The sequence below is a fragment of the Streptomyces sp. NPDC024632 genome (assembly GCF_055559175.1).
On sequence record NZ_JBVHLD010000008.1, the window covers coordinates 171,648 to 195,954 of the forward strand.

The 24,307-nt window shown below is 71.9% G+C and carries 36 protein-coding genes; 9 read left to right on the forward strand and 27 right to left on the reverse strand.

The genetic code is table 11. From position 1 onward, the window contains the following. Window positions 1-102: 102 nt before the first annotated feature. The 26 genes from ACZ37P_RS18785 to ACZ37P_RS18910 all read right to left on the reverse strand — a co-directional run bounded on the left by ACZ37P_RS18785 (window position 103) and on the right by ACZ37P_RS18910 (window position 12,158). Complete coding sequence (locus ACZ37P_RS18785) at window positions 103-639, reverse strand: hypothetical protein (RefSeq protein WP_467347508.1); 537 nt, start codon at window positions 637-639, stop codon at window positions 103-105. Next, complete coding sequence (locus ACZ37P_RS18790) at window positions 636-1,241, reverse strand: hypothetical protein (protein WP_467347510.1); 606 nt, start codon at window positions 1,239-1,241, stop codon at window positions 636-638. The genes ACZ37P_RS18785 and ACZ37P_RS18790 overlap by 4 nt, the downstream gene beginning before the upstream one ends. Continuing rightward, window positions 1,241-1,468, reverse strand: a complete 228-nt coding sequence (locus tag ACZ37P_RS18795) for a hypothetical protein (RefSeq protein ID WP_467347512.1) — start codon at window positions 1,466-1,468, stop codon at window positions 1,241-1,243. The genes ACZ37P_RS18790 and ACZ37P_RS18795 overlap by 1 nt, the downstream gene beginning before the upstream one ends. Continuing rightward, entirely contained in the window at window positions 1,465-1,878 is a 414-nt protein-coding gene (locus ACZ37P_RS18800; protein WP_467347514.1) for a hypothetical protein, read from the reverse strand. Before ACZ37P_RS18800 ends, ACZ37P_RS18795 begins: the two co-directional genes overlap by 4 nt. Continuing rightward, window positions 1,875-2,153, reverse strand: a complete 279-nt coding sequence (locus ACZ37P_RS18805) for a hypothetical protein (protein ID WP_467347516.1) — start codon at window positions 2,151-2,153, stop codon at window positions 1,875-1,877. The genes ACZ37P_RS18800 and ACZ37P_RS18805 overlap by 4 nt, the downstream gene beginning before the upstream one ends. Further along, entirely contained in the window at window positions 2,150-2,416 is a 267-nt protein-coding gene (locus ACZ37P_RS18810) for a hypothetical protein (RefSeq protein ID WP_467347517.1), read from the reverse strand. The genes ACZ37P_RS18805 and ACZ37P_RS18810 overlap by 4 nt, the downstream gene beginning before the upstream one ends. Then, window positions 2,413-2,871 (reverse strand): hypothetical protein, encoded by a 459-nt coding sequence (locus ACZ37P_RS18815; protein WP_467347519.1) that lies wholly within the window; start codon window positions 2,869-2,871, stop codon window positions 2,413-2,415. Before ACZ37P_RS18815 ends, ACZ37P_RS18810 begins: the two co-directional genes overlap by 4 nt. After that, window positions 2,868-3,194, reverse strand: a complete 327-nt coding sequence (locus ACZ37P_RS18820; protein ID WP_467347521.1) for a hypothetical protein — start codon at window positions 3,192-3,194, stop codon at window positions 2,868-2,870. Before ACZ37P_RS18820 ends, ACZ37P_RS18815 begins: the two co-directional genes overlap by 4 nt. Further along, window positions 3,191-3,523 (reverse strand): hypothetical protein, encoded by a 333-nt coding sequence (locus ACZ37P_RS18825; RefSeq protein WP_467347522.1) that lies wholly within the window; start codon window positions 3,521-3,523, stop codon window positions 3,191-3,193. Before ACZ37P_RS18825 ends, ACZ37P_RS18820 begins: the two co-directional genes overlap by 4 nt. Continuing rightward, complete coding sequence (locus ACZ37P_RS18830; protein ID WP_467347524.1) at window positions 3,520-3,720, reverse strand: hypothetical protein; 201 nt, start codon at window positions 3,718-3,720, stop codon at window positions 3,520-3,522. The genes ACZ37P_RS18825 and ACZ37P_RS18830 overlap by 4 nt, the downstream gene beginning before the upstream one ends. A gap of 47 nt (window positions 3,721-3,767) precedes the next feature. Beyond that, window positions 3,768-4,613 carry a hypothetical protein gene (locus ACZ37P_RS18835; protein ID WP_467347526.1) on the reverse strand — a complete coding sequence of 282 codons (846 nt, stop codon included), beginning with the start codon at window positions 4,611-4,613 and terminating at the stop codon, window positions 3,768-3,770. A gap of 101 nt (window positions 4,614-4,714) precedes the next feature. Then, a complete protein-coding gene (locus ACZ37P_RS18840; protein ID WP_467347527.1) occupies window positions 4,715-5,998 on the reverse strand; it encodes a hypothetical protein in 1,284 nt (427 codons plus the stop codon). 53 nt (window positions 5,999-6,051) lie between these two features. Further along, window positions 6,052-6,570 (reverse strand): hypothetical protein, encoded by a 519-nt coding sequence (locus ACZ37P_RS18845; protein WP_467347529.1) that lies wholly within the window; start codon window positions 6,568-6,570, stop codon window positions 6,052-6,054. Beyond that, window positions 6,567-6,818: a hypothetical protein gene (locus tag ACZ37P_RS18850; RefSeq protein WP_467347531.1), complete on the reverse strand. Its 252-nt coding sequence runs from the start codon at window positions 6,816-6,818 to the stop codon at window positions 6,567-6,569. The genes ACZ37P_RS18845 and ACZ37P_RS18850 overlap by 4 nt, the downstream gene beginning before the upstream one ends. Next, window positions 6,815-7,333 (reverse strand): Holliday junction endonuclease, encoded by a 519-nt coding sequence (locus ACZ37P_RS18855; protein WP_467347532.1) that lies wholly within the window; start codon window positions 7,331-7,333, stop codon window positions 6,815-6,817. The genes ACZ37P_RS18850 and ACZ37P_RS18855 overlap by 4 nt, the downstream gene beginning before the upstream one ends. Before the next feature lie 32 nt (window positions 7,334-7,365). Continuing rightward, complete coding sequence (locus tag ACZ37P_RS18860) at window positions 7,366-7,722, reverse strand: hypothetical protein (protein WP_467347534.1); 357 nt, start codon at window positions 7,720-7,722, stop codon at window positions 7,366-7,368. Next, a complete protein-coding gene (locus ACZ37P_RS18865) occupies window positions 7,722-7,865 on the reverse strand; it encodes a hypothetical protein (RefSeq protein ID WP_467347535.1) in 144 nt (47 codons plus the stop codon). Before ACZ37P_RS18865 ends, ACZ37P_RS18860 begins: the two co-directional genes overlap by 1 nt. A 182-nt stretch (window positions 7,866-8,047) precedes the next feature. After that, complete coding sequence (locus tag ACZ37P_RS18870; RefSeq protein ID WP_467347536.1) at window positions 8,048-8,890, reverse strand: hypothetical protein; 843 nt, start codon at window positions 8,888-8,890, stop codon at window positions 8,048-8,050. Next, entirely contained in the window at window positions 8,887-9,273 is a 387-nt protein-coding gene (locus ACZ37P_RS18875; RefSeq protein ID WP_467347538.1) for a hypothetical protein, read from the reverse strand. Before ACZ37P_RS18875 ends, ACZ37P_RS18870 begins: the two co-directional genes overlap by 4 nt. Then, complete coding sequence (locus tag ACZ37P_RS18880; RefSeq protein ID WP_467347539.1) at window positions 9,270-9,491, reverse strand: hypothetical protein; 222 nt, start codon at window positions 9,489-9,491, stop codon at window positions 9,270-9,272. Before ACZ37P_RS18880 ends, ACZ37P_RS18875 begins: the two co-directional genes overlap by 4 nt. A 5-nt stretch (window positions 9,492-9,496) precedes the next feature. Further along, complete coding sequence (locus tag ACZ37P_RS18885) at window positions 9,497-9,850, reverse strand: hypothetical protein (RefSeq protein WP_467347541.1); 354 nt, start codon at window positions 9,848-9,850, stop codon at window positions 9,497-9,499. After that, complete coding sequence (locus tag ACZ37P_RS18890; RefSeq protein WP_467347543.1) at window positions 9,850-10,050, reverse strand: hypothetical protein; 201 nt, start codon at window positions 10,048-10,050, stop codon at window positions 9,850-9,852. The genes ACZ37P_RS18885 and ACZ37P_RS18890 overlap by 1 nt, the downstream gene beginning before the upstream one ends. Continuing rightward, window positions 10,047-10,661 (reverse strand): LuxR C-terminal-related transcriptional regulator, encoded by a 615-nt coding sequence (locus ACZ37P_RS18895; RefSeq protein ID WP_467347544.1) that lies wholly within the window; start codon window positions 10,659-10,661, stop codon window positions 10,047-10,049. The genes ACZ37P_RS18890 and ACZ37P_RS18895 overlap by 4 nt, the downstream gene beginning before the upstream one ends. A 32-nt stretch (window positions 10,662-10,693) precedes the next feature. Beyond that, window positions 10,694-11,485 (reverse strand): hypothetical protein, encoded by a 792-nt coding sequence (locus tag ACZ37P_RS18900; protein ID WP_467347546.1) that lies wholly within the window; start codon window positions 11,483-11,485, stop codon window positions 10,694-10,696. Window positions 11,486-11,706: 221 nt separating this feature from the next. Then, window positions 11,707-11,877: a hypothetical protein gene (locus ACZ37P_RS18905; protein WP_467347548.1), complete on the reverse strand. Its 171-nt coding sequence runs from the start codon at window positions 11,875-11,877 to the stop codon at window positions 11,707-11,709. Continuing rightward, window positions 11,874-12,158 carry a helix-turn-helix domain-containing protein gene (locus tag ACZ37P_RS18910; RefSeq protein WP_467347550.1) on the reverse strand — a complete coding sequence of 95 codons (285 nt, stop codon included), beginning with the start codon at window positions 12,156-12,158 and terminating at the stop codon, window positions 11,874-11,876. The genes ACZ37P_RS18905 and ACZ37P_RS18910 overlap by 4 nt, the downstream gene beginning before the upstream one ends. A 152-nt stretch (window positions 12,159-12,310) precedes the next feature. Here ACZ37P_RS18910 and ACZ37P_RS18915 point away from each other — a divergent pair, with 152 nt between their 5' ends. Together ACZ37P_RS18915 and ACZ37P_RS18920 are read left to right on the forward strand one after the other, a co-directional pair. Further along, window positions 12,311-12,811 carry a hypothetical protein gene (locus ACZ37P_RS18915; RefSeq protein ID WP_467347551.1) on the forward strand — a complete coding sequence of 167 codons (501 nt, stop codon included), beginning with the start codon at window positions 12,311-12,313 and terminating at the stop codon, window positions 12,809-12,811. Between the two features lie 116 nt (window positions 12,812-12,927). Further along, window positions 12,928-13,713 (forward strand): hypothetical protein, encoded by a 786-nt coding sequence (locus ACZ37P_RS18920; RefSeq protein WP_467347552.1) that lies wholly within the window; start codon window positions 12,928-12,930, stop codon window positions 13,711-13,713. On the opposite strand, the gene ACZ37P_RS18925 is transcribed toward ACZ37P_RS18920, so the two are convergent. After that, window positions 13,615-15,258, reverse strand: coding sequence for a recombinase family protein (locus tag ACZ37P_RS18925; RefSeq protein ID WP_467347554.1), 1,644 nt, complete (start codon window positions 15,256-15,258; stop codon window positions 13,615-13,617). The genes ACZ37P_RS18920 and ACZ37P_RS18925 overlap by 99 nt on opposite strands. A gap of 36 nt (window positions 15,259-15,294) precedes the next feature. Here ACZ37P_RS18925 and ACZ37P_RS18930 point away from each other — a divergent pair, with 36 nt between their 5' ends. From ACZ37P_RS18930 to ACZ37P_RS18960, 7 genes are all read left to right on the forward strand, one after another. After that, on the forward strand, window positions 15,295-15,873 hold the full coding sequence (locus ACZ37P_RS18930) for a YoaK family protein (RefSeq protein ID WP_467347556.1): 579 nt from the start codon (window positions 15,295-15,297) through the stop codon (window positions 15,871-15,873). Window positions 15,874-16,021: 148 nt separating this feature from the next. Continuing rightward, the gene (locus ACZ37P_RS18935) at window positions 16,022-16,351 is read left to right on the forward strand and encodes a YciI family protein (RefSeq protein ID WP_391117591.1); all 330 of its coding nucleotides are present in this window, start codon (window positions 16,022-16,024) and stop codon (window positions 16,349-16,351) included. A gap of 42 nt (window positions 16,352-16,393) precedes the next feature. Further along, a complete protein-coding gene (locus tag ACZ37P_RS18940) occupies window positions 16,394-17,791 on the forward strand; it encodes an RNA polymerase sigma factor (protein WP_467347558.1) in 1,398 nt (465 codons plus the stop codon). Between the two features lie 243 nt (window positions 17,792-18,034). After that, window positions 18,035-19,288: a glycoside hydrolase family 3 N-terminal domain-containing protein gene (locus ACZ37P_RS18945; RefSeq protein ID WP_467347560.1), complete on the forward strand. Its 1,254-nt coding sequence runs from the start codon at window positions 18,035-18,037 to the stop codon at window positions 19,286-19,288. 182 nt (window positions 19,289-19,470) lie between these two features. After that, on the forward strand, window positions 19,471-20,766 hold the full coding sequence (locus ACZ37P_RS18950) for an EfeM/EfeO family lipoprotein (protein WP_467347561.1): 1,296 nt from the start codon (window positions 19,471-19,473) through the stop codon (window positions 20,764-20,766). After that, window positions 20,763-22,040 carry an iron uptake transporter deferrochelatase/peroxidase subunit gene (efeB, locus tag ACZ37P_RS18955; protein WP_467347563.1) on the forward strand — a complete coding sequence of 426 codons (1,278 nt, stop codon included), beginning with the start codon at window positions 20,763-20,765 and terminating at the stop codon, window positions 22,038-22,040. Before ACZ37P_RS18950 ends, efeB begins: the two co-directional genes overlap by 4 nt. A 182-nt stretch (window positions 22,041-22,222) precedes the next feature. Next, window positions 22,223-24,187, forward strand: a complete 1,965-nt coding sequence (locus ACZ37P_RS18960; protein WP_467347565.1) for an alkaline phosphatase family protein — start codon at window positions 22,223-22,225, stop codon at window positions 24,185-24,187. Window positions 24,188-24,307: the final 120 nt, after the last annotated feature.

The following is a 24,307-nucleotide window of genomic DNA, read 5'->3' on the forward strand; positions in this document are numbered from 1 at the left end:
AGGGGGGGGGGGGGGGGGGGGGGGGGGGGGGGGGGGGGGGGGGGGGGGTGGGGGGGAGGGGGGGGGGGGGGGGGGGTCTCCCCCCCCCCCCCCCCCGCCGGGCTAGGAGGTGCCGGCCACCACGGGCGGCAGGGCGGGGACCGAGGCGGCGCCGAAGGCCTCGGCGAGGTGCCGGACCCGGACCGGCCCCTTCACCGCGGCCGCGGCCGGAGCGGCGGAAGCGGGCCTGCGCCAGGCCGTGCCCGTGGTGTTGACGACCGACTCGTCCAGGGCTTCCAGCTCGACGGTGTCGGCCGCGACCCTTCCCGCGGCGGCGAGTTCGTCCGGGGTCGGGTGCAGCGACGCGCCCAGCTGCCGCACGGCGGTGGCGTTGGCCAGCTCGGCGCGTACCGCCGTCAGCTGGACCCCGGCCTCGCGCAGCTCCCGCTCGTACACGTCGACGCGTTCTCCCCGCTCGGCCGCCAGGTGCCCCAGGCGGTCCCGCTCGATGACGAGGACGTCGTGCTCACCTGCGGCCTTGACCAGCGCGCAGGTCAGGTTGTTGTTCTCGCGGGTCAGGCGGCGCGCCTCGCCGTCCAGGCGGCGCACCTCGGCGCGCAGCCTGCGGCGGGAGACCATGAAACGGTGGCGGGCGGTCACGGCCGGGCCGCCTTGCGGAGGAGGCTGACCGGCCGGGGCCGGGTTCCGAACGGCTCCCCCGGCCCGGGCGTCACGACGCTGTCGTGCTCGTCGTAGGCCTCCCGGAACTTCTTCTCGTTGGCGGTCTGGAGCATCGACAGTTGCGCGTCGAGCGCCGCGATTGTCGCGCGGGCGGCCCGCAGCTGCGCCTGGAGGCTGACGATCTCGGTGGGCACGGACCGGCCGGACATGAGGAACAGCGGAGGCTTGCCCCCCACGCCGTCCGCCGCCGGTCCGCCGGTCAGCACCGGGGCGGGGGCTGCGGAGCGGGCGCGCAGGAGGGCGTTCTCGGCGTGGAGTTCCCCGTTGCGCTTGGCGGCAGCCGCGAGGCGGGCACCCGGGTCACCGGCATCGGATCGGGTGTCGCCTGTCGGCAGCACCTCCAGCGTGACTGCGGGGTGGTCGGCCAGGTCGCGCAGCTCGTTGACCTCGGTGATCTTCCGCCTCAGATTGAACTCAGCCGTCCGCTGGCCGGTGCGGGCGGTGTCACGCTCGCCGATCAGCCGGTCCTTGTCGGCGCGCAGGTCCTCGATCTGTCTGCGCAGAGAGCGGCGCGTCTCCATCAGGCCACCGCCCCGTCGCAGCGGAAGCACGGCAGCTTGCGGTGATGGGAGGCGCATTCCGGCTGGGAGTCGGCGGCCACGGTGCGGGGGCGGCCGCCGGTGGCGGTCCGCTCGGTCTTGCCGCCCTCGACCGGGGTCAGGCGCAGGCCGGTGCCGTACTGGGCGTCGCGGCGCGCCTGGTCGCGGGAGACAGCGCGGCGCTGGGATCGGGAAGCCTTCGGGTTCACGGGGTGTAGTCCTTGCTCGCGGCCAGGGCCGCGGTGGGTTCGGGGGTGGCGGTGAGCATGCGGTGGCCCTCGTACGGGGCACGCGGGAGGAGTTCGCCCTGGCCGGGCGGCGTCGGGACCGGCCGCGGCTCCGGGCCGGGGCCGTCGTTCTCGTCGCGGAACTCGATGCAGGTGAAGTCGGCGTAGACCTGGGCTCGTTCGGTCTCGGCGAGCCACTGGGCCGGGGTGCGGTTCATGAGCGCGACCAGGACCAGCGGGCAGCCGCGTGCGTCGTCGCCCTGCCGGGCGGGCTTGTCGTGGATGCACCGGTCACAGTTCCGGGCCATCCACTCCATGCCCTGGTCGCTGTTGGAGAACGGCGCCCCGTCCCGGGCCTCGGCGTACAGGCGGTCGTAGTCGTCGGGGCTCACCTGGCGTTCACCGCCTGCCGAGTGCCGGTGTAGCGGACCCACATCTCGGTCGCGTCCACGCTCTGGCGGACCTCGGCGTCGAACGCGCCGGCCGGCCGGTAGGCGCGCAGTTCACGCTCTGATCCGGCGAGAATCCGGCGGACGGCGGTACCTGCGGACAGGCCGGAGCCGTACTCGCCGGCGCGCACCCACTCCCCCGGCATACGGCGGGCGGCCTGCGCGACGGCGGCGTGGTCCGTGCGTGGTCTGGGCGCCCGGCGCCCGGCGCCGCTCACTGCTCCGCCTCGCCGACGTAGCGCACCCAGAGCTCGACGTAGAGCTCCGTGCGGCGTGTTTCGCCCTCGAATGAGCCGGGCGGGTCGTAGGCGGCCAGGCCGGCGGTGGCCGAGGAACCCTTCGTGACGAAGCGGACCATGCCCTCCGCGGAGGAAGGACTGCGGTACGCGCCCGCCTTGACCCACTGGCCTGGCGCCTGCCGTGCCGCTGCGGCGACCTGGGCGTGGCGGACCCGACGAGGCCCGGCGCTCGCGGCGCTCATTCCCCGGTCTCGCAGACGCACCGGCAGCCCTGCCCGGAGCAGTGACCGCAGTCCTCGCACAGGTCCATCACGCAGTGCCCGCAGGGCAGTTTGCGGTGCGGCATGCACGTGCAGCCCCGGGTCGGCCCGGCGGCGTCGGCCTGGCCCGTGCCGTCCGCGGCGCGGCGTCCTGCCCGGAACTCCAGCCACCCGGCGACCTCGTCGACCACTTGCGCCGCGACGTCAACGGTCCAGTTGGTGTTGCCCTTGCGAAGGTCGGCCGCGGCGTCCAGCAGTGCCTGGGCACGGTCGGCGCCGCGCAGCTCGGCGACGATGCTTTCCCTCGAGTGACGCAGCGCCTCGGCTTCGACCTGGAGACGGAAGGTGTCGATCACCGCGGAGGCGTGCTCGCTGCGGGCCGGGCTGTGCTCGCCGCCGCTCATCACCGCGGCGTACAGGGATTCGCGGGCCTTCACCGGCGCACCGCCGTACCGGGTCCGGCGCAGCCGCGCAGCAGGGCATCCATCGGGTCGAGGAGGTGCGCGAGGTCCTGGCGGGCGTCCAGGGGGACCTGCCACAGGCCGGCGCACTGCGCGAGGGCGATGAGGGTCTCGGTGCGGTTAGGCTCGCCGGAGGTGTGCAGGACGGGCCCGGCGCTGTCGTACGGGCGTCCGTCCCATGTCCAGCCGGCGACGTGGAAGTCGAGGAAATGACCGTCGAGGTCCCATCTGCGGCCAGACGGATCGGTGAACTGGCGCGCGGGACGCACCGGTTGAGCCACGGCGGTGATGGTTGTCATCGCAGCTCATCTCCTTCGGAAAGGTCGGTAGGTTCGGTGGTGGTGATCGCGGCGCGGGCCAGGGCCGCGCCACGGTGGGCGGTATCGGGGCTGGGGGCCGTACGGCGGCGGCGCCACAGCTCGGGCGCGGCCGCGGCCAGGTCTGCGGGGACGGCGTCCGGGTCGCCCAGGAGGCGGCCGGTCTCGGCGTAAATCAGGCCCCACGTCATGCCCGCGTAGTGAGCGCGGGCCAGGGCGTCGCGGACGCTGCTCTCGGGCCAGTCCGGCCGCGCGGCGACGGCAAGCGCGACCAGCTGCGCGCTGGCGGGCCGCGGGCCCGGGCCGGTCATGGCGAGATCCCGATATTGCCGAGCGCGGCGCCGCCGCCGATCTGGTCGTAAAGCTCCCGCAGCCGCTCGGACGCCCTGCTGTCACGCCGGTTCAGCGCCGTACGCGCTGCGGCGGGCAGTGTGAACCAGCAGCCGTGGCACAGGTAGTGCCGGGCGGCCTTGGTGGCGGAGCAGGACGGGCAGACGGACGCGGTCATGGATTCTCCAGGCAGAGGACGGGGCAAGAAGCGGCGTGCCGGGGCGGCTACTTCGGCATGGGCACCGAGCCGTTCGGCGGGTGGACCAGGCGGTCCAGGGAGCGGCCGTCACGGACGGCGTTCCAGGTGCGCACGAGGTAGGCCATGTGGCGGCTCTCGCTGATGCGCGCGCTGTCCAGGCGCTCGGAGGTGGCCCGTGCCCGCAGGGCGAGGATCGGGTGGCCAACGGGGAGTTCCGCACCGTCGGCGAGACGCTGGAAGAACCAGACCGTCTCGTCGGCGTCGATCGCGTTGAACAAGAAGTGGGCGGTGCCGAGCACTGACTGCGGGATGTGCGGGAACGCCTGGCGAGTGCGCACGGCGATCTCGGCGGACCGGCGGATCTCGGGGTGCCCGGCGAGGAGCTGCGCGCATTCGGCCGTGGTCGGCGAGTTGTTCCCGGCGAAGCGGTAGTCCCCGCTGTTCCAGGACCAGACTCGGCGCAGGATCGCGGCCAGTGTCACAGAGTGTGTCTCGCCGCGCAGGCTCATCGCATCGGCGGTGGTACGCCTTCGGCCGGTGTCCATCGTTTCCTGCGTGGACGGGTCGAGACCGATGACGACGAACATGTCCACGCTGATGTCAGCGAGGGTGACTGCGCGGAGGCGGTGCTGGCCGTCGAGGATGGTGCCGTCGGTGGCGATCTTGATCGCCTCGCCGTTGAGCGACCAGTGACCGGCCCTCATGTCGCGGGCGTAGTCGCCGACAGCGCGGTCGCGGACCCTGCGGTTGTGGGTGTTCCGGCCGAGGAGGGCCTTCGCCAGTTCCGGGCTGATGGTGATGACCAGTGCGGTGGGTCCGTCGACGGCGAGTACGTCGAGCTCGGTGAGAGTGGCGGGCGCTAGGGTGGTCACGGTCTGCTCCTTCGGGAGTTCGCTGGCGCCGTGTGCGGCGCGGGCGGTGGAGGGGCTGGTCGTGAGGCGACCGGCCCCTTCGTCGTGTGAGCCCGGAGCCGTCATGCCGTCTCCAGGTGGCGGGAGTTGGGAGCGGGGAGGTCGCAGCGGGCGCAGGCACCGCGGCGGTCCGGCTGGTAGCGGTGACCGTCTGGTCGCTGGCGCTGATACCGGGGGTCGGGCGAGTCGGCGGGATCAGCGGCGCGCAGGTCCGCGCACACCTCGCAGGCCTCGCCGGTGCGCCAGATCCGTCCGGACTCGCAGGCGGTCAGGCCGCAGCCGTGGCGTACGACGGCCGCGCCGAGGAGCCAGCGGCCCGGGTCGCGGATCGTCTGCGTGGAGGCGTAGCGGGCCTCGATGCGGGCACGGATCCGCTCGGGTTCGATGCCCTGGTCGAGTTGGGCGCCGACCTGGCGGGCCAGCTGGCGGACGACGTACGGAGACAGGCCCGGCAGCAGGCGGTGTACGGGGGTGAGGACGGTCCAGATCCGCGGAGCGAGACTCAACGCGGGCCCGGCGTACGGCCGCCCGGAAGCGTCCGGCCTGGTCCGGGGCCGCCCGAAGACCTCTACGTCGTCGAGTTCGGCTCGGTTGTCCACACCTCTTCTACCGGTCTCTCGCCTACGGCGGATGGAACCACCGGCCGTCGCGTCATCAGGTGAGTCAGTTGACGGGTCTTCCTTAGTCGCGAGGGATCCGTCACCAAGATCCACACCCGATCCGTCACCGGCGTCCGGTACGTCGAGGGTCTGCTGCGACGGCTGCTCGTGGACGGTGTAGGCGTGGCGGCCCCGGCCCCCGGCGCGCGCCTGGATGCTGATCCAGCCCAGGGCGGCAAGGCCCTGGACGATGCGGGCGACCGACCGCGGGTCGAGCGCCTGGCCGGCCCTGCGGCCGGTGCGGTGCCGCAGCACCACCCCCAGCTCGGCATGCGTGACCGGCACCCCGGTGACGACGGCGTACGAGATCGCCGCGTAGGCGCGCAACTGCCTGCCGTTGAGCGCGTCGGCGGCGCGGGACGGCAGCCACACGAACGCTTCACGCGCCTGCGGGGCCCGTACGCGGCGCACCGCGGTCGTGCCCTGGCCGCCCGGCAGCGTACGCCGGACCGTGGTGATCTCCACGACGTCGTCGCACGGCGCTGGCCGGGACAGCTGCGCCAGGCCCCGCTCGATCGTCGAGGGCGACGTGCCAAGGATCTGCGCGAGGTATGCGACGCCCGCGGTGCAGCCCTCCCGGCGCGCTCCCAGAGAAGCGATCTTCATGAACACCGGCAGCGCGGCGTCACCGTACGTCGGCGAGACGATGAGACGGAGCGGCACACGGACGCGCTGCTGGCGGGGCATGAGGATCACCTCCTTCAGGGGTGCGGGCGGGCCAGGCGGGGATGCCGGAACGGTCAGTCGACGGGGCCTTCTCCTGCGCCGTTGGCGGGGTTCAGCGCGGCTTCCAGGCCCTTGTTGACGAGGTCGAGTTCGTGTTTCATCTCGCTGACCGTCAGGTCTGGCCCGTACGTCAGGCGGTGGGTGTAGTCCGCCCATCGCCGCAGGTGGGCCTTGAGGTGGGCGTAGCCGATCGCGTGGATCCGGCCCGCGGCCAGGCGCAGGATGTCGGGGGCGATCTCCAACTGTTCGTCCTCGCCGAACGTCCCGCGCGCGGTCCGCTGGAGGAACAAGGCGCGCTGCACTTCGCGGATCATGCCGACCTGGTCCTCGCCGGGAATCTCCAGATGTGTGATCCGCACCTTCACCACCGGGACCTTCTCGCTGTCCGGCGACGGCTCCGTACGCTCGGTCGTGGCCAGCTCGATGACCGCCATCAGCCGCATGCCGGGGCTCGCGTACAGCGGCCGGATATAGGGCTCCAGGGCCTCGACGGCCGCTGTGGCGGGCTGGCTCTCGAACTTCAGCTTCGTCACGATGAAATGCCCTTCAGGATCTTCGGGTCACGGGCGTCGCCGTGCTTGCTCCATGCGGCGCTGTTGCCGATGTGCCAGTAGTCGCCGCAGCGGTAGGCGCGCAGGACGTCTTCGGGGAACTGCGCGCGGGCCGCTCTCCTGGCCTGGCGCCGGTCGACGTACCGGCGTTTCCCGCAGCCCGGACAGGTGCCGATGCCCAGGGCACACGGGGGCCGACGGCGCTCGGCGGACCGCTGATGACGGCTCACCGCGTCACCTCGCGCCCAGGCGGACCGGGCCAGTCCGCCGCATCGAGGCGAATGCGCTGAGCCTTGGGCAGCGCGACCTCCGGGGCGCCGAGGCGGTCGAGTCCTGCCCAGCGCAGCCACGCGGCGTCCGCCTGGTTGTCGTCGCCGAACTCCCGGCCGGTCCTCTTGAACGCGGCCATGGCCATCGCGACCTTGTCGGCCTTGGGGCTGCCGGTCGCGTACGCCTTGAGGGTCATGGGGTTGATCACCGCGTAGGGGATGCCGAAGTCGAGCAGCCACAGCCGGACCGCGCCGTGGACCATGTGGATCGCCCTGATCGCGGGGCCCTTGAGTCCCGGCGGTGCTTCCTCGATGACGGCGAGGTCGCAGAGGTCCGGCCCGGTGGCCCCGGTGCCGCCGCCGAGCGCCACCTCGATCTCGGTGACGATGTGCTGGAGGCGCCGGTCGCCGTCGCCCGAGCGCGGCTTGACGGTCCTCGTCGTGCCGTCGGGCAGCGCGATGCCGGTGGCGGTCATCGAGAGATCCAGGCCAGTCACCCGGGGAGCGCTCACGGCCGCTCACCGGCCTTCGCGGCGCGGTCGAGGTCGGCAGCGGTGAACCCGATCAGCTCGATAAGAACCGTGGCCGGTGCGCCCTGCACGGCCAGACCGCCGAGACGGGCGGCCGTGCCGATCAGGACGGCCGCGATGGCCTCAGGCGGCAGACCGGTTGCGGCTTCCAAGTCGGTGGCCAATTGCGATCCGAGGCGCCCGAGTTCCTGCGTACGCCCGTCGGTGGCGTAGCGGCGCCGGTTCTCGCGGACCGTGTCGAGAAAGTTCTCCGGTGTGAAGTCCTCCTGTCGTACGGCTCGCACACCCCGCGCGGCCATCTCCCTGATGAAGGCGTCCTCTTGCTCGTGGCTCATCACGCCTCCCGCTCTGCCCGAGGCGCGCAGGTGTCGATGCGTACGACGAACGCGTCGACGCCTTCGAGGAATCCGGCGGCCACGGTCGCCTTGAAGTCGGCGTCCGGACTGGTGGTGGTTGCCGGGCCAGAGGTGTCAGGCACCTCCGGCCCGGCGGTCCCGCAGGGCGCAGGCGGCGTCATGGGGGCGAGAGCGTGGGACCGCCCCTCCGCCGCCTTGGCTCCCGTGCCGACGGTGCTCAGCATCGGCACGGGCGACTTTGACGCCCTGCGGGAAGTCGGAAGACCAGTGGCGTGCACGGTGGTCGCGGCCGGAGTCGTGGTCGTCATCGCTGCTCACCGGCCCCGGCGGTGTGGGTGGTGTAGAGGTGCCGGAGCGCCCATCCGCCGTGGGCGGCCAGAGGGCGCCTGCACAGGGAGCAGCCGGACTCGATTCCGTCGTCGTATCCGGCGACGGCCCAGCGTTCATCTGCGCGGTCCCACACCACGGACCAGTGCTGGCGGTCGGTGAGGGTGCCGTCGATGTCGATGCCGACGGGCATCCCCGCGGTCGCGGCGGCGTTGAGGGCGTCGGCGATGGCGGCCCAGTACGACCGCTCGGTGCGCGAAGCAACCTGCGCGTGCTTGGCGCACGGCTCGGATTCGACGGGGTCACCGCAGATCGAGCACACGGTGCCGCCGGGCGGCAGGCCGCTGTCCCACACCGGCCGGTACGCCACCAGCGGCGTCACGGCCTCGACCACGCGGGCGGTGTACTTGCGCACGGTGTGCGGGGGCAGCACCGCGGACAGGCCGCTGAGAGCGTCATGGACGCGGCCGTACAGATCGGGCGCCGCCTGGGTGGACTCGCCCGCGGGCGCCTGGATGGCGCCGCCGGTGTCCTTCCCTGCCCCGCCGGTGCCGCCCGGCCCGGCGGCGAGATATCCGATCTCCCACTCGACAGCGCGGGCGCCGCCTGCCCGGTCGAGTTGCTGTTGCGTCGTGCCGTCGCCCCACAGCCGCGCGACGACCCTGCGGGCCGTGGCCTCGGCCTCGGCGAGCGCCTCTGTGCGGATCCGGTCGCGCGCCCTTCGGGCCTTCTCGATGCTCTCGGCGATGACCTCTTCGGCCTTCTCGGGCGTCGCCCCGAGCCGGAGCAGCGTGGTGCGCATCTGGTCCTCGACGCTCATGCGGCACCTCCGGCGCCGGACAGAAGCGGAATGATCTGCTTCCCGTGGCTCCGACCGCAGCGCTTGCAGCTCCCGAATCCGGTGCACTCGGGCAGCTCCGGCATCCATTCGCGGAGCGAGAGCACCTTCGGAGTGACGCCCTTCTCGACCATGTGGTCGCGCATGAACTCGGCGTCGTCGCGGTCCCACGGCCCGTACTCGGTGATGGCTCCGGCGATACAGGTGAGGAGGATGCGGGCGGCGCCCCGGGCCTCGAAGCGGGCGGCTTGCTCGACCCACCAGTTGGTGGCCGGGCTGGCGATGGCGTAGAGGCGGACCTCGTCGACGATGAGCCCGTACTGCTTGGGCGGAGCTGGCGCGGGGAAGGCCAGTTGCTCGCTCATGCCGACCGCCTCCGCCCCTGCTGCCCGGGGAGCGGTGCGCCGGGGGTGAGGCGGGTGTGCGCGTCGGCGAAGGCGCCCGGGTCGGTGTCGAGGGACCCGGCGGCGGTGGCGGTGGCGAGGACGACCCAGTCCGGGCCGCTTCCGGAGGTATGGATGTGCAGTGCGGCGGCGGCCGTGGCGGCGAGGACCGCGGTGAGCGCGATGAGGATGAGCCACATGCCGGTCACCGCCCCGTGCCCGAACCGACGGCGAGGGCGGGCTTGTTCGCGCGGGCGCCGCCGGTCAGGCGGGTCACGCTGTCGGCGGGCACCCACTGGATCCAGCGCAGCGAGTACGGGTTGTCCCACGCGACGCAGACCATCGAGGTGCCGTCGGCGACGCTGGAGATGCACCACGCGGTGGGCTGGCCGTCGAACAGGCCGGGGACGTTGGCGGGCTCGTCGCGGCGCACGGTTCCTGCGCGGCCGGCGGTGTGGCGGACGCGCGTCCCTTCGGGGAGCTGCCGGGCGAGCGTCGCGAGGTAGCCGGTGACGGCCTGGTCGACGAGGACGGTGCCCTTGTAGCCGGGGGGCGTCATCAGTGGTGTCCCTTCTCGGGTGCGCGGGTGCTCGCGGGGCCCCAGACGTCGTCGCCGTATTCGGCCTGGTGGCGGGCGGCAATCTCACGGGCGGCGGCGCGACCGGCGCGGACCTCGCCGCGCTGGATCTGTCCGAGGACGCGCTCCGCGTCCCCCATGGGCTCGACGTGGCCAGCGCCCCGACGGCCGAGGGAGGTCATGACGTGCCTCCGGGAACGTGGATGTCGGCGGGGATGATCCAGGCGCGGGCCATGGCGATGGCGACGGCATGTGCGGTGGTCCGGGCACCCAGGGCTCTCCGGACCCGCGCCCGGCGGTAGGCGACCACGTGCTGCGGCACGCCGCTCCGCACTGCTTCGTCGTGGGTCGACTCCCCGGCCGCCATAGCGATGGCGGACCGCAGCAGGTCCGGGCTGAGCGGACAGGGGGCGGTGACTGGGCTGAGCCCGATCAGTCGGACACGGTCGGCGAGCAGGTCGTGCAGTGCGGCGTAGGCCGGTGCGAGGTCCAGGCGGCGGCTGCCGCCGAGGCCGTCCGTGAGGCGGACGATTTCAGCGAGCCGGGCCGGGGTGAGTTCGGCGCCGTCGGGCAGCGTCGGGGTGTCCGTGGCGGGGGCCGCCGCGGCGCACTGTTCGCTGACAACGAGGGCGACGAGCTGCTCGGTGGAGGTGCACCCGGCGCGTGTCCGGGCGTGCCGCAGGTGTGAGGCGACCGTCATCGTTGAGAGGCCCAGGCGCTGTGCGACGTCCGCGCGGGACCCGCCCTGGCTCATCGCGATGACGACCCTCTGCTGCGCGGGCGTCAAGCGCATCGTGGCGCCCTCGAGCGCGGGCAGGGGCGCCTTCACAGGACACGGCCCGGGTCTGCGGCCTCGCGGATCGCGGCGCCGAGCGCCTCGGTCCGCGACCAGCGGTAGATCTCGTCGTCGGCGAGCAGTGCGCCGTGGCGCCAGCCGTCCGGGGTCCATACGTGCCGACCGCGCACGACCCCGGTGGTGACGGCCCACTGGCCGTCCGCGCCCCGGCGCACTAGCAGCCAGCCGCCTGAAGGGACGGGGAGCGGGACCCGGTACTCCGTCGCCAGGTCGGCGGCGGCATTGAGCTCACGGACACGAGCCTCCGCGTCGCGCAGGGCGCGCAGAAGAGACCCCGCGTGCCGGACGTGCCCGCGGTTCTCGGCCCGCAGCCGGTCGGTGTCGGCCAGCAGGACGGGGATGCCGGTGCGGGCGGCGGCGGTGAACTCGGCGTCGGCGACGGCGCCGTCGGTGTCGTTGGGACGGCACGTCTCGCCGATCCACGTCGCGCCCGGCGCGTACCGCTCGCCCTGGAAGATCTCCCAGCCGTCCGTACACCACGGGCCCGGCGTCGCGGCGGCGTCGCGGGCGCGCATGTCCGCGTGGGGCAGCGAGTACCGCCGCCTGCCGTCCACCTCGCGGGCGGTCAAGTCTCCGCTGCCCACGAGGCAGCCCAAGTCGAGCCGGGCCGTGTTGCGGTTCGGGCCGAATCCGCCGGCGGCGTTGATGCGGGCCGCTTCCGCGGTGGAGATCGTGCCGCCCCGGGCGTGTATCGCGGCGAGCAGGTGCTGGCGCCGTTTCGTCTCGTCCGGCTGGACACCGGGTGTGCGATCCTGGATCACGGTCCACTCCTCTCGTGATGGTGAGTGACGGTGGATCAGTAGTGCGGAGGGGCTGCCGGTGAAGCGGCGGCCCCTTTTCGTGCGTCAGGGCGTGCGATGAGCGCAGGATTTCGGGATGTGCCGCGGAGCGAAAAAACGCTGGAGCTGATAGCCGCACCGCTTGCAAATCGCACGCCAGGCGGCGTTCCGCTGGCCGCACTCCTCGCATTGCAGGGCGATCATCAGGCGGCCGCCGTCCGGGCTCCGGCGACCGCGTTGCGGTTCTCGCCAGTCGCCCTGCGGGTATCGGGAGTCCGCAGAAGGACCGTGAGCCGGGCCCGTTGTTCGTCGTCGAGCGGCGGCCAGTCGGCCAGGACGCGGGCGACAGCCTCGGCGCGCTGTTCGCGCGTCATGCCGCGCCTACGGCGCTGTCAGCGTCCGGACCGCCGTCCGCAGTGGAGCGCTTGCGCTCCAGGACGACACGGGGGCAGTTCAGGACTTTGGCCAACCTCGTGATGGTTTCGGGAGTCGCATTGCGGGTGCCCCCCTCGATCTCACTGACGAGACTGAGCGAGACCCCGAGCGCCGCTGCGACCTCCGTTTTCGTGAGTCCCGCGTGTTCGCGGGCGTACGTCACGGCCTCGGGCTCATGGTCGAGAGGCCACTTGGGACCTTTCCGCGGGGTGCTTGCCATGCGTGGACATTATTGCGAAGTGCTGCGAACTGCAACCCTCTTGTGCGCCCCTTCGCACCCGTGCGCGCCCATGGCGTATTCCGACCCCTGAATGTGTGGGTCCTGTGAGGCCCCCTTGCCGTACAAGTGCGAAGGTGTGCGAAGGTAGGCACATGAGCACTCCGCGCCCCCCACGGCAGCTGCCCGAAGGTGCCCTCCTTGAGGCCGCGACAAAGCGCGCCCGCCTGTCCGCACGCAAGGCGGCCGCCCTCGCGGGAATAAGCGACGGGCGGTGGCGGCAGATCGTCAGCGGCACACAGTCGGTCAGCAAAGGCGTGCAAGTCCAGGTCGTCGGCCCAGCCGACACCCTGGCTCGCATGGCGGAGGTAGTAGGCGTTTCCCCCGAAGACCTGGAAGACGCCGGCAGGGCGGACGCCGCGGCGGAACTGCGGTCCCTCAAGCGGAACACCACCGCCACACAGCAGGGCGATACCGAAGATCCTCGGTGGGCGATGCTCCAGGCGTCCATCGACGCAGCCGGGGCGACTCTCACCGCCCGGGAGCGGGCCCGGCTCCGACGACGGATCGAGACCCATCTGGCCGCCGATCCGGAATGGCGAATGCCGGGCTCCGACGACCAGGAGGGCGATCAACGGGAGCGCCGCGCGCAGTAGTTGGGACATCACGGTTCAGTCACGATCGATGCACACGCCCCTGACGGCACCTCAGACCAGGTGCAGGGTGCAAGTTCGCCCCCCACGGACGAATCGGCACAACCCGGGGATGCGTGATGATCGAGATCATTGCGGCCGGAGCAATCGGTGCTGCCTTCATGGCGGCCGGTGTGCTCCTGACGCGGCACTGGAAAACCGAGCGCGAGCGCAGCGACGCCCGCGTCCAGCAAGCCCTGGAATGGGTGATGAGCGGCGGCCTGCGCAACGGGGCACCGCCGACACCGGACGAGCGGCGGCGCCAGTTCCGTCTCATCAAAGGCGGGAGCCTGGCCGGGGCGCTGGCGCTGCTCACCGCCAGGATCGCCAGGGCCGCTCGCCGCTCCCGAGAACGCCCCGCCCTGATCGTGACGGTCACCCTGGCCGCGGCAGGTCTCGCCGCGAGTCTCGTCGCCTCCCCCGGTCTCCGCGGACAGGATGACGACCGCGCGCCCGCACCGCCAGCTGCGCACGGACCCGTCGACCGTGACACCGCTCTGCCCGGCGCACCGTCGTCCTCGTCTCCCTCCCGGTCAGCGCTCGCGGGCGCTCCGTCCCATATGCCGAGTCCGTCCAGGGCGCCGACGAGCAGCTCCTGGAGCACCACCGCGGTCCGTGCGACAGACGCGGCCGACTACGTCGCCGCCAGCCCTTCGCGGCCGGCCGAAGGAGTGTCGACCTCCACAGCCGCCGTCATCCCGACGAACGGGGCGCCGGACTCACCCTCGACACCGACGGCCTCTCAGACGGCGACAAGCCCGCCGCAGTCAGTCCCGCCGACGGTCACCGGTCTGGGCGGCCTGTGCCTGCACGTCCACCTCGGCCGTGTCCTCCGGCTCGGGGCCTGCCTGGGACGCAACGGATAACGCGCGTCGCCTCCGCAGAGGCTCGATCTTCACAAAATCGGGATCGACGTCGACGATCTTGCGGCCCGCCTTCTTCCCGGCGCCCGGATAGACGGTGACGGTCATCAGCGCGCGCAGCACCTCACGCTGCCGACCGAGCGAGAGCGACTTCCAGTGCGCCTCGGCATGGTCGGCAGCCACCAGGTCCGCGATCGGGTCGATACGGGCGGCCACTGTCAGATCCTCAGCGATCTCAGCGATAGCGGCATCGGCGATGGCACTGATCTCGGCGAGCTGTTGACCGTCGATCGCCCCAGTGGCGAAGAGGCGCGCGGCGGTCCCCTTCCTGCCCTCGTGCACTGCACGCTGCGCCTTGAGGCCATCGATGTCGATCTCTTCCGGTACCTCGAGCAGCCCGGAAGCATCCGGACTGCTGAGAATGCCGATGACCAGATCCGTAATGTACTGATTCAGCTCATGGGCGGGGACGGAGCAGTGGCTGCCCGACTGGCACTTGTAATGCGGTACCCCGGAACCGTTCCCACGGACCGTCATCGTCTTGCCGTCGAGGCACCGTCCGCATAGGAAGATCAGACTTCCCAGCCACTTGGGGGTATTGCCGGGCGAGGTCTTCCGGCCAGGATCGGCGAACAGCTCGATGATCCGCAGCCGCTTTTCGTCGGGGATCACAGCCGGCCACGCATCGCGCACGACGATCTTCCCCTGGTGTACGGCATGGCCGCTCACTCGCGGATACATCAGGACCTGCCTGACTGCCTGGACGCTCCAGGGCGCGGGTGGGAGCTCCTTTCCTTTGCGCCGGATCGTCCGCCCCGCCTGCTGTGACACGGTCTTCACACCCCGCTTGCGCAAATCGGTGACGATCTGGGCAATGGGAACTCCTGCGAGGACGTCGTCCGCCCACTTCGCGATTTCCGCGGCCTCCGCAGGATTGTGCTTGCTCATGTCGAGGAGCTGTACGTCGGCATGCTCGCGGGTGGTCTTGTTCACCAGTACGCGGCGATAGAGCGGCGGCTCGAAGGGAATTCCCCAGCCGAAGGGCCGGTTGCCTCCGCCCCAGTGGCCGTTTGCGGCCTGCGCCTTCCGGCCGAGAGTGATCCGCTCACCGCGGTGGGCGGACTCCGTCTCCGCCTTCAAGGTGTCAGCGACGAGCTGATCCCTGCCGGAAGCACGGTTGAGGTTGTATTCGCCACCGAGCATCACGCTGAAGATTCGGACGTTATGGGCGCGGGCGATCTTGATGAAGTGCAGCACTTCCTCGACCGAGCGGTGCAGCCGGTTGGCATGCCAGATGATGATCCAGCCGATCCGGTCGGCCGCCATGTCTACCAAGAGCCGCTGATATTCCGGCCGTTCTGCCCCTGAGAATGCCGAGATGTCGTTGTCCACGTACATCTCATCGATCGGATGCTCGATCTCCTCGCCGAAGTCCCGGTCTTCGCTCTCCTGCGCGGCGACACCATGGGAGTCGCCCTTCTTGTCGTCGCTGATGCGCGCGTAACCCGCGCATATGCGTTCAACAGCCGCCGATGCCGTACTGGTCATGCGTCGATTGTCCCTCAGGTTCCGAGTTACAGACAGATGATTGGTAACGTCGTCTTCATGGCCTTCTCGCTCGCCGGTTCCAGCGGCTTCTCGCTGACCGCCTCCGTCCTGTCGCTGCTCTCCTTCGCCGTGGGCGCGCTGGCCGCGGGGCGGCTGGCCAACCGTGTCGTGCGGCACCGGGCGCGGCTGCTGCTCGCGGTGACGGCCGGGCAGGCGCTGCTCGTCCTGGTCTGTTACGTGGTCGGCGAGCTGGTCGACCTGCCGGCCGCCGGGTGGAGCCGCTGGTGCCTGGTCGTGCTGCTGGGCTTCGCGATGGGCGGGCAGAACGCGGTGGTACGGCGGCTGGCCGTGCCCGACCTGACGACCACGGTGCTGACCCTGACCATCACCGGCGTGGCCTCGGACAGCCGCCTGGCGGGCGGCGAGACAAGCAAGGCGGGGCGCAGGCTGCTCTCGGCGGCGGCGATGTTCCTCGGGGCCCTGGCCGGTGCCGCGCTGATCGGGCACGGGCACCGGGCGCTGCCGCTGCTCATCGCCGGTGCGGCGCTGGTCGCGGTGGCGGTGGCGTTGTTCCCGCACCGGCGCTCGGCGCTCGGCTGGACGGCGGCGGCGTGACGCGGACGCGGCTCGTGCCGAAGTTCTTTCCGCCCGGTGTAGTTTCCGGCGGTTCCCGATCGTCGTAGGGGTGGACGCACGGGAGGAAGAGGCCCGTGGCCGCCGGAGGCATCGCGACCTCCGGAGTGACCGGAGAAGGAGAAGGACCATGAAGTATCTGCTGCTCATCTGCGACGACGGATCGCTGGCCGACGCGCCCGAGGAGGAGATGGACGCGATGCCGTGGGTCGCGGAGACGACCCGCAACGGCACCCGGCTGCTGGGCAGCCGCATCCGTCCGGCGCAGGACGCGACCACCGTACGGTTCAAGGACGGCGCGCCGCTGATCACGGACGGGCCCTTCGCCGAGACGAAGGAGCAGATCTGCGGCTTCGACATCATCGACTGCGCCGATCTGGACGAGGCGATCGCGATCGCCGCGAAGCATCCGGTGGCGCGGTACGGGATGGTCGAGGTGCGGCCGTTCTGGACGGAGTGACGCGAGCCGCGGGCTGACGAGGTGGCGGGGCGGAGTGAGGCGATGACGGGTCGGGACGCGGAGTCCTGGGCGGTGACCGGGGCGCACGGGGACTCCGGGCGCGGACAGGCGCGTCCCCCGTCGGGGCCGCGCCGCCCCGACCCCGTCAAGGACGCCGTCGCCGCGACCTGGTCCGAGGAGTGGGGCCGGGTCGTGGCGGCGGTGATCGGCATGACCGGCGACTGGGACCTCGCGGAGGAGTGCGCGCAGGACGCCTTCGCGCGGGCGCTGGAGCGCTGGCCGGTCGACGGCGTGCCGCGCAGGCCCGGTGCCTGGCTGACCACCACCGCCCGCAACCGCGCCCTGGACCGGCTGCGCAGGGCGGCGAACGAGAAACGCAAGCTGCGGGAGGCGGCCGTGCTGACCCCGGTGGACGACGCCCTCCCGCCGCCCGGGAACGACGACGATCCCGTACCGGACGACCGGCTGCGGCTGATCTTCACCTGCTGCCACCCCGCGCTGCCGCTGCCGTCCCGCGTCGCGCTGACCCTGCGGACCCTGACCGGGCTGAGCACGGCGGAGATCGCGCGGGCCTTCCTGGTGCCCGAGGGCACGATGGGGCAGCGGCTCACCCGCGCCAAGGGCAAGATCCGGCACGCGGGCATCCCCTTCCGCGTGCCGCCGCGCGACCTGCTCCCGGAGCGGACCTCCGCCGTACTCGCCGTGCTGTACCTGCTGTTCAACGCCGGTTACGCGCCCGGCGCCGACACGGCGGACAGCGCCGACCAGCGGCGCGTCACGGCCGAGGCGATCCGGCTGGCCCGGCTGCTGGCCGCGCTGCTGCCGTACGAGCCGGAGGCGCGCGGCCTGCTCGCGCTGATGCTGCTGCACGACGCGCGCGCCGCCGCCCGTACCGACGCGGCCGGTGACCTGGTGCCGCTCGACGAGCAGGACCGTACGGCCTGGGACCGGGACGAGATCGCCGAGGGGCTCGCCGTCGTGGAGGACGCCCTGCTCGCCCGCCGCCCGGGGCCGTACCAGGTCCAGGCCGCCATCGCCGCCTGTCACGCGAGCGCCGCCGAGGCCGCCGCCACCGACTGGCCGCAGATCGCGCTCCTCTACGGCGAACTGGCGCGCATGACGCCGGGCCCCGTGGTCGAGCTCAATCGCGCGGTCGCCGTCGCCATGGCCCGCGGGCCCGCCGCGGGCCTCGCCCTGGTCGACGCCCTCACCGCGAGCGGCCGACTCGACGGCTACCACCTGCTCCCCGCCACCCGCGCCGACCTGCTGCGCCGTCTCGGCCGCTCCGACGCCGCCGCCGACGCCTACCGGGAGGCCATCGCCCTCTCCCCCACCCCGCCGGAACGCCGCTTCCTCCTCCGCCGCCTGGCCGAGGTCGAATCCGGCACCGGAACGTCCGGCTCGACGCCTCCCACCGCCCCGGACCCGGCCGACGGCTGACGGCCGCTCCGACGCCTTCCCCTGGGTAAGGACCTTGCCGGGGCGTGTCACACCCATCGCGGGGGTTTCTCCAGGTCACATGAGACAACTGGCGCCTCAGGGGGAAGGGGATGAGTGCATACGTTCCGTTTCCGTGTGATCGAAAAGGTGTGAGGTCTTCCCGTGCGTCTGCCGACTGCTCCTGGTGCCGCCAGCCGAACGTCCCGCTCGCGACGGCGTGGGGTGGGGCTCGCGGTGGGGCTGATGGTCACTGTCGCGGCCTGTTCCAACGGGGGCGGGAGCGGTGACACGTCGGCCACGTCCGTGGCGCCCGGTACGACGTCGGCGTCGCCCAGCGCGGCGCCGACGACCACGGCCACGTCGACCCGCCCGTCGGCGTCACCGTCGCCCAGCACGACACACGCCACTCCCGGACCGCCGCCCGCGGCGAGCACGACCAAGGCGCAGGCGAGCTGCGTGGACCGGACGGCGGGCGCGATGTCGACCGCCCAGCGCGTCGGGCAGCTCTTCATGTCGGCCGTGACGTCCACCGGGATGACCGGCTCCGAGGCGTCGGCGATCACGCAGGGCAAGGTGGGCGCGGTCATCCTGATGGGCCACACCTCGGCGGGCACACAGGCGGTCAAGGGGGTCACCGACCGGGTGCGGACGCTCGCCACCCCCGTCAAGGGCTCGAATCTGCGGCTGCTGGTCTCCACCGACCAGGAGGGCGGCGAGGTCCAGGTGCTCAACGGCCCCGGCTTCTCCAGCATGCCGAACGCGGTCACGCAGGGTCAGTGGTCCGCGTCGCGGCTCCGGCAGGAGGCGGCGACGTGGGCGGGCCAGCTCAAGGCGGCCGGGGTGAACATGAACCTGGCCCCGGTCGCGGACACGGTCCCGGCGGATCTGGTGGGCGTCAACGCGCCGATCGGCGAGCTGCACCGGGAGTACGGAAACGATCCCGCGACCGTCGCCACGCACAGCGACGCGTTTCTGCTCGGCATGCGGCAGTCCGGGGTCGTTCCCACGGCCAAGCACTTTCCCGGCCTCGGCCGGGTCCGCGGCAACACCGACCTGACGGCGGGCGTCACGGACACGGTGACCACCCGTAACGACTCCTACCTCCAGCCGTTCCGCAGCGCCATCCAGGCGGGCACGCCGTTCATCATGGTCTCGTCGGCGACCTATACGAAGATCGACCCCGACAACCAGGCGGTCTTCTCGCGCATCGTCCTGCACGACCTGCTGCGCACCCAGCTCGGCTTCAAGGGCGCGGTCATCTCCGACGACATCGGCGCGGCCGTCGCCGTCAGCGACCGTACCCCCGCGCAGCGCGCGCTGGACTTCTTCGCCGCGGGCGGCAACATGCTGCTGACGGTCCGGCCGAGCGACATCGCCCCGATGACCGCAGCCGTCATCGACCGGCTCCCGAAGGACGCGACGCTGCGCGCCGCGGTCGACGACAGCCTGCACCGCATCCTGACCGCCAAGGTCAACGCGGGCCTGCTGAGCTGCTGAGGCGCTACGGCGCAACGTGTGACGGTGCTGCTGACGGGTGACGGTGCTCCGGGCGCGACAAGGCACTTCACCGGCCGAAAGCCCCGGTAAGGGTGCCCTTATGTGACCCAAGGGTGAACTGCCGGGGAATTGTGGATTCCTGACCTTGGCGCAGGTGGGTGCGCGGTCGTGAGGTGCTTAGCATGAACGGCGCCCCGTTCCACTGCACCGACATCTGGAGGTCCGGTGTGTCCGCCGAACCAGACGGCATAGCTCCGCCGCCACCGCACCGACTCCGCCGCGTGCCGATGTGGCAGGTGGCCGCGGCCGGGCTCGCCGTCGCCGGAGCGGTCACCGCGGCGGTGCTCACCGTCGGCGGCGGTGGCGGTCACACCGACAAGCACGCCGCTCCCGCCACCGCGTCGGACGGTCTGCGGCACACGGCGGTGGACGCGTCCACGGGCGGCTGCGGCCGGGGCTGGATCACGCCGAAGCCGGGCACGCAGGTCTTCGACCTGCGCAACACCGGCGCGAGCGCCACCGAGGTCTATCTGACCGACCCGCGCAGCGGGAAGGTCTACGGCGAGGTGGAGGGCCTGGCGCCGGGCATCACCCGGCCGATGGCGGTGGACCTGGGCAGCGGCTCGTACGCGTTCAAGTGCCTCCAGGAGGACACCGACGCGGTCACCGGGCCGACCGTCGTCGTACCAGGCAAGGCTCCCCGGGGTCCGGCCGCCGTGCCGGTCACCCAGCACGATCTGATCCCGCCGACGCTGGCGTACCAGCGGTGGGTCGGCGCCCGGATCGACGACCTCGCCCGCGGCGTCGGCGCCCTCAGGTCGGACGTCGACGGCGGCGATCTGACCGCGGCCCGCCGCGACTGGCTGAGCGCGCACCTGGTCTACGAGCGGATGGGCGCCGCGTACGGCACCTTCGGCGACGCGGACGGCGCGATCAACGGCACGGCCTCGCTCACGCCTGGCTCGGTCGCCTCCGCGGACTTCACCGGCTTCCACCGGATCGAGTACGGGCTGTGGCACGGCGCCTCCGCCGACTCGCTGCGCGGCCCGGCCGCCGCGCTGGTCAAGGACGTGGCGACGCTGCGCGACGGCTGGTCGCAGGAGCGGATGGACCCGGCCGACCTGGGACTGCGCGCGCACGAGATCGTGGAGAACGCCGAGCAGTTCGAGCTGACCGGCCGTACGGACTACGGCAGCGGTACGAATCTGGCCACGGCCCGCGCGAATCTCGACGGCACAAAGGAACTGCTCGGCCGGCTGCACGCCCTGCTCGCCCCGCGTGACCCGCGGACCGCCGAGCTCGACGCGTCGCTCAAGCGCGCGGAGCGCGACCTGGACGCCGCGCACCACGGTGGGACGTGGACGCCGCTCGACAAGCTGACACACGATCAGCGCCAGCGGATCAACGCCGACTTCGGCGATCTGCTCGAACAACTCGCCCCGGTGGCGACGATCTTCGATGTACGGAGGACGGCATGACGGACACGCACGGGCCCGTGGCGGGCGCGGGCGACCTGCGGCGGCGCGGCTTTCTGCGCGGCGCGGCGCTCGGTGTGGGCGCCGTCGGCGCGGCGGCCGGTGGCGCCGCCGCGCTGACGGGCGCGACCGCTTCCGCCGCCGGCCCGGCCCCGGCGCCGGCGGCACGCGCGAACGCCGACTTCCACGGCCCGCACCAGGCGGGCGTCACGCGGCCGGTGCAGCAGTCCTCGCTCTTCCTGTCCTTCGACGTCACCGCCGCCGACCGGCGTGAACTGACCGAGCTGCTGCACACCGTCACCGACCGCGCGAGGTTCCTGACCGGCGGCGGCACACCCGCGGCGCTCGGCATCACGGACTCGCCGTCGGACAGCGGCACGCTGGGCCCGAAGGTGCCGGGCGACGGTCTGACCGTCACCGTCGGGGTGGGTGCGTCGCTCTTCGACGAGCGGTTCGGGCTCAAGGACCGCAAGCCGCTGCGGCTGAGCACGATGCCCGCTTTCGAGGACGACGACCTCCAACCCGACTGGTGCCACGGGGACCTGAGCCTCCAGCTCTCCGCGCCGCACCCGGACACGGCGCTGCACGCGCTGCGCGACATCGCCCGGCACACCCGCGGCGGGATGCAGGTGCGCTGGCGGCTGGACGGTTTCACCAGCCCGCCGCGGCCCAGCGGCACACCGCGCAACCACATGGGTTTCAAGGACGGCACCTCCAATCCGGACATCAGCGATCCGGCCACCGCGAACGAGCTGCTCTGGGTGCGGGGCGCCGGGGGCGGCGGCGAGCCCGCCTGGACGACCGGAGGCACGTACCAGGTGGTGCGGACGATCCGGATGCTGGTGGAGTTCTGGGACCGGGTCTCGATCACCGAACAGGAGCGGATGTTCGGCCGCAGCCGGGACACCGGCGCGCCGCTGGACGGGACCAGGGAATTCGACACACCGCGATTCGCGCAGGATCCGACCGGCGATGTGATCCCGTTGGACAGCCATATCCGGGTCGCCAATCCGCGCACCGCGCGCACCGACAACTCCCGTATTCTGCGCCGTGGTTACAACTACGACCGCGGTATGGACAGCAATGGCAACCTCGACATGGGGCTGATCTTCGTCTGTTATCAGCAGGACATCGAGCGGCAGTTCGCGACGGTGCAAAAGCGCCTCGCGGGTGAGCCGCTGGTGGACTACATCACCCCGTTCGGCGGCGGCTATTTCTTCGTCCTGCCGGGAGTGCGCGACCGGTCCGACTGGCTCGGCAGCGGGCTGCTCGCCTGAAACCGCAGCTCAGAGTGTAAAAGCGGGGTCAAGGCTTCCTAAGATTTTACTGACCCGCTGTTCACCCCGCCTCCACCGCTGTGCCTTTGTCATGTCGCGGACCGCCATGACGATCGCGTTCGACACCGTGCACGAATGACAGCGGCACGCGCGACGCGGCACTTAGCGGAGGCTGAGAAAGTATGAGCACCACAAGCGGTTCTGGCAGGAGCAGAGGGGCGGGCCCGCGCGTACGGGCCGCCCGGTGGGGGGCGTTCGCCGGAGTTGCGGCGCTCGTGCTGATGGGCGGGACGGCGGCGCCGGCCCTGGCCGACTCCCCGTCGCACAACGGCGGTGGCGGCACCGAGACGCCGATCAAGCACCTGGTGGTGATCTTCCAGGAGAACGTCTCCTTCGACCACTACTTCGGCAGCTACCCGGCCGCGGCGAACACCGACGGCACGAAGTTCACGGCGGCCGGGAACACGCCGAAGAACATCGACACCCTCGCGCACGCCGGTCTGCTCAAGACCAACCCGAACCAGTACGCGCCCAAGCGGCTCTCCCCCGACCAGACCGTGACCTGCGACCAGAACCACAACTACGGCCCCGAGCAGTACGCGGCCAACGGCGGCAAGGCCGACGCGTACGTCCAGAACACCGAGACCAGCAAGTGTTCTGGCGGCCTGTTCGGCGAGCCCGGTCTGGTGATGGACTACTACGACGGCAACACCGTCACGGGCCTGTGGAACTACGCGCAGCACTACTCGCTGGGCGACAACTCGTACAGCTCCACGTACGGTCCGTCCACGCCGGGCGCGCTCAACCTGATCTCCGGTCAGACGCACGGTGTCATCTCGGTCGACCCGGCCTCGGGCACCGAGCACCCGAAGCAGACGGCGAAGCCGGACGCGTACACGGTGGTCTCCCCCGACGCCAAGGGCGTCGGCACGGTCATCAACGACCCCGACCCGGCGTTCGACGACTGCTCGGACAACAGCCACACCGGCACCAACGCGCTGGCGGTCATGCGCGGCAAGAACGTCGGTGACCTGCTGAACTCCAAGAAGGTCACCTGGGGCTGGTTCCAGGGCGGCTTCCGTCCCTCCACCGCGTGGGACGGCAAGAGCGGCGACTACGCGAGCTGCGCCAACTCCACGCACGCCAACATCGCCGGCGCGTCCTCGGTCGACTACAGCCCGCACCACTCGCCGTTCCAGTACTACGCGTCGACGTCGAACCCGCACCACCTCGCGCCGAAGAACACCGCCGAGATCGGGCACAACGGCCAGGCGAACCACAACTACGACCTGACCGACTTCGACTCCGCGCTCAAGGCGGGCAGCCTGCCCGCCGTCAGCTTCCTCAAGGCCGCCGAGTACCAGGACGGCCACGCCGCCTACTCCGACCCGACCGACGAGCAGAACTTCCTCGTCAAGGAGATCAACGCGGTCCAGGCGTCCTCCTCCTGGAAGGACACCGCGGTCGTCGTCGCGTACGACGACTCCGACGGCTGGTACGACCACGCGTACGCCAAGCCGCAGAACGGCTCGAAGGACAGCACGGTCGGCTCCAACGGCAAGGCCGTCGACAGCCCGGCGTGCCAGGCGGGTCCCGCGTCGGCCGGTGGCTACGCGGACCGCTGCGGCCCCGGCACCCGGCAGCCGCTGCTGGTCATCTCCCCGTACAGCAAGGTGAATTCGGTCGACCACACCCGCACCGAGCAGGCGTCGATCACCAAGTTCATCGAGGACAACTGGAAGACCGGCCGGGTCGGTGACGCGTCCTTCGACAGCCGCGCCAACTCGCTGACCGGCGCGTTCGACTTCAAGCACCCGAACAACAAGCAGGTGCTGCTGAACGCCGACGGCTCCGTGAAGTCGGTCAAGGACATCGACACCCACGGCGGGGGCGGCCACGGCACCTCCGGCGGCTCCCCCTCGGGCGGCGCGAACTCCGGCGGCGCGAACTCCGGCGGCTCCAACGGCGGTTCGCACTCGGGCGGCTCGTCCGGCGGTCACAACGACGCCTCCACGCAGACCCTCGCGGAGACCGGCGGCACCTCCCCGGTCCTGCCGCTGGGCATCACCGCGGGCGTACTGCTCGTCGGCGGCGGGGCGCTCTACTACGCCCGCCGCGGCCGTCGCAGGTCGACCACCGCGGTCTGATCCGACGCTCTGCCCCAGGGCCGTTCCCGGTGCGCCTCGCGCGCGTCGGGAACGGCCCTTTTCGCCATCCGCCGCACATACCACCGCAGTCCACTGCGGCTTCATGCTCTGAAGGTATAC

Excerpts from the sequence above, each read along its gene's own strand:
- ACZ37P_RS18920 (WP_467347552.1), top strand. The coding sequence starts at position 12,928 with ATGATCGAGATCATTGCGGCCGGAGCAATCGGTGCTGCCTTCATGGCG.
- ACZ37P_RS18960 (WP_467347565.1), top strand. The coding sequence starts at position 22,223 with ATGAGCACCACAAGCGGTTCTGGCAGGAGCAGAGGGGCGGGCCCGCGC.
- ACZ37P_RS18860 (WP_467347534.1), bottom strand. The coding sequence starts at position 7,722 with ATGAGCCACGAGCAAGAGGACGCCTTCATCAGGGAGATGGCCGCGCGG.
- ACZ37P_RS18910 (WP_467347550.1), bottom strand. The coding sequence starts at position 12,158 with ATGGCAAGCACCCCGCGGAAAGGTCCCAAGTGGCCTCTCGACCATGAG.
- ACZ37P_RS18915 (WP_467347551.1), top strand. The coding sequence starts at position 12,311 with ATGAGCACTCCGCGCCCCCCACGGCAGCTGCCCGAAGGTGCCCTCCTT.
- ACZ37P_RS18840 (WP_467347527.1), bottom strand. The coding sequence starts at position 5,998 with ATGCCCCGCCAGCAGCGCGTCCGTGTGCCGCTCCGTCTCATCGTCTCG.
- ACZ37P_RS18905 (WP_467347548.1), bottom strand. The coding sequence starts at position 11,877 with ATGACGCGCGAACAGCGCGCCGAGGCTGTCGCCCGCGTCCTGGCCGAC.
- ACZ37P_RS18890 (WP_467347543.1), bottom strand. The coding sequence starts at position 10,050 with ATGACCTCCCTCGGCCGTCGGGGCGCTGGCCACGTCGAGCCCATGGGG.
- ACZ37P_RS18810 (WP_467347517.1), bottom strand. The coding sequence starts at position 2,416 with ATGAGCGCCGCGAGCGCCGGGCCTCGTCGGGTCCGCCACGCCCAGGTC.
- ACZ37P_RS18855 (WP_467347532.1), bottom strand. The coding sequence starts at position 7,333 with ATGACCGCCACCGGCATCGCGCTGCCCGACGGCACGACGAGGACCGTC.
- ACZ37P_RS18885 (WP_467347541.1), bottom strand. The coding sequence starts at position 9,850 with ATGACGCCCCCCGGCTACAAGGGCACCGTCCTCGTCGACCAGGCCGTC.
- ACZ37P_RS18940 (WP_467347558.1), top strand. The coding sequence starts at position 16,394 with ATGACGGGTCGGGACGCGGAGTCCTGGGCGGTGACCGGGGCGCACGGG.
- ACZ37P_RS18825 (WP_467347522.1), bottom strand. The coding sequence starts at position 3,523 with ATGACCGGCCCGGGCCCGCGGCCCGCCAGCGCGCAGCTGGTCGCGCTT.
- ACZ37P_RS18950 (WP_467347561.1), top strand. The coding sequence starts at position 19,471 with ATGAACGGCGCCCCGTTCCACTGCACCGACATCTGGAGGTCCGGTGTG.
- ACZ37P_RS18820 (WP_467347521.1), bottom strand. The coding sequence starts at position 3,194 with ATGACAACCATCACCGCCGTGGCTCAACCGGTGCGTCCCGCGCGCCAG.
- ACZ37P_RS18895 (WP_467347544.1), bottom strand. The coding sequence starts at position 10,661 with ATGCGCTTGACGCCCGCGCAGCAGAGGGTCGTCATCGCGATGAGCCAG.
- ACZ37P_RS18830 (WP_467347524.1), bottom strand. The coding sequence starts at position 3,720 with ATGACCGCGTCCGTCTGCCCGTCCTGCTCCGCCACCAAGGCCGCCCGG.
- ACZ37P_RS18880 (WP_467347539.1), bottom strand. The coding sequence starts at position 9,491 with ATGTGGCTCATCCTCATCGCGCTCACCGCGGTCCTCGCCGCCACGGCC.
- ACZ37P_RS18930 (WP_467347556.1), top strand. The coding sequence starts at position 15,295 with ATGATTGGTAACGTCGTCTTCATGGCCTTCTCGCTCGCCGGTTCCAGC.
- ACZ37P_RS18935 (WP_391117591.1), top strand. The coding sequence starts at position 16,022 with ATGAAGTATCTGCTGCTCATCTGCGACGACGGATCGCTGGCCGACGCG.
- ACZ37P_RS18925 (WP_467347554.1), bottom strand. The coding sequence starts at position 15,258 with ATGACCAGTACGGCATCGGCGGCTGTTGAACGCATATGCGCGGGTTAC.
- ACZ37P_RS18790 (WP_467347510.1), bottom strand. The coding sequence starts at position 1,241 with ATGGAGACGCGCCGCTCTCTGCGCAGACAGATCGAGGACCTGCGCGCC.
- ACZ37P_RS18875 (WP_467347538.1), bottom strand. The coding sequence starts at position 9,273 with ATGAGCGAGCAACTGGCCTTCCCCGCGCCAGCTCCGCCCAAGCAGTAC.
- ACZ37P_RS18945 (WP_467347560.1), top strand. The coding sequence starts at position 18,035 with ATGGTCACTGTCGCGGCCTGTTCCAACGGGGGCGGGAGCGGTGACACG.
- efeB (WP_467347563.1), top strand. The coding sequence starts at position 20,763 with ATGACGGACACGCACGGGCCCGTGGCGGGCGCGGGCGACCTGCGGCGG.
- ACZ37P_RS18870 (WP_467347536.1), bottom strand. The coding sequence starts at position 8,890 with ATGAGCGTCGAGGACCAGATGCGCACCACGCTGCTCCGGCTCGGGGCG.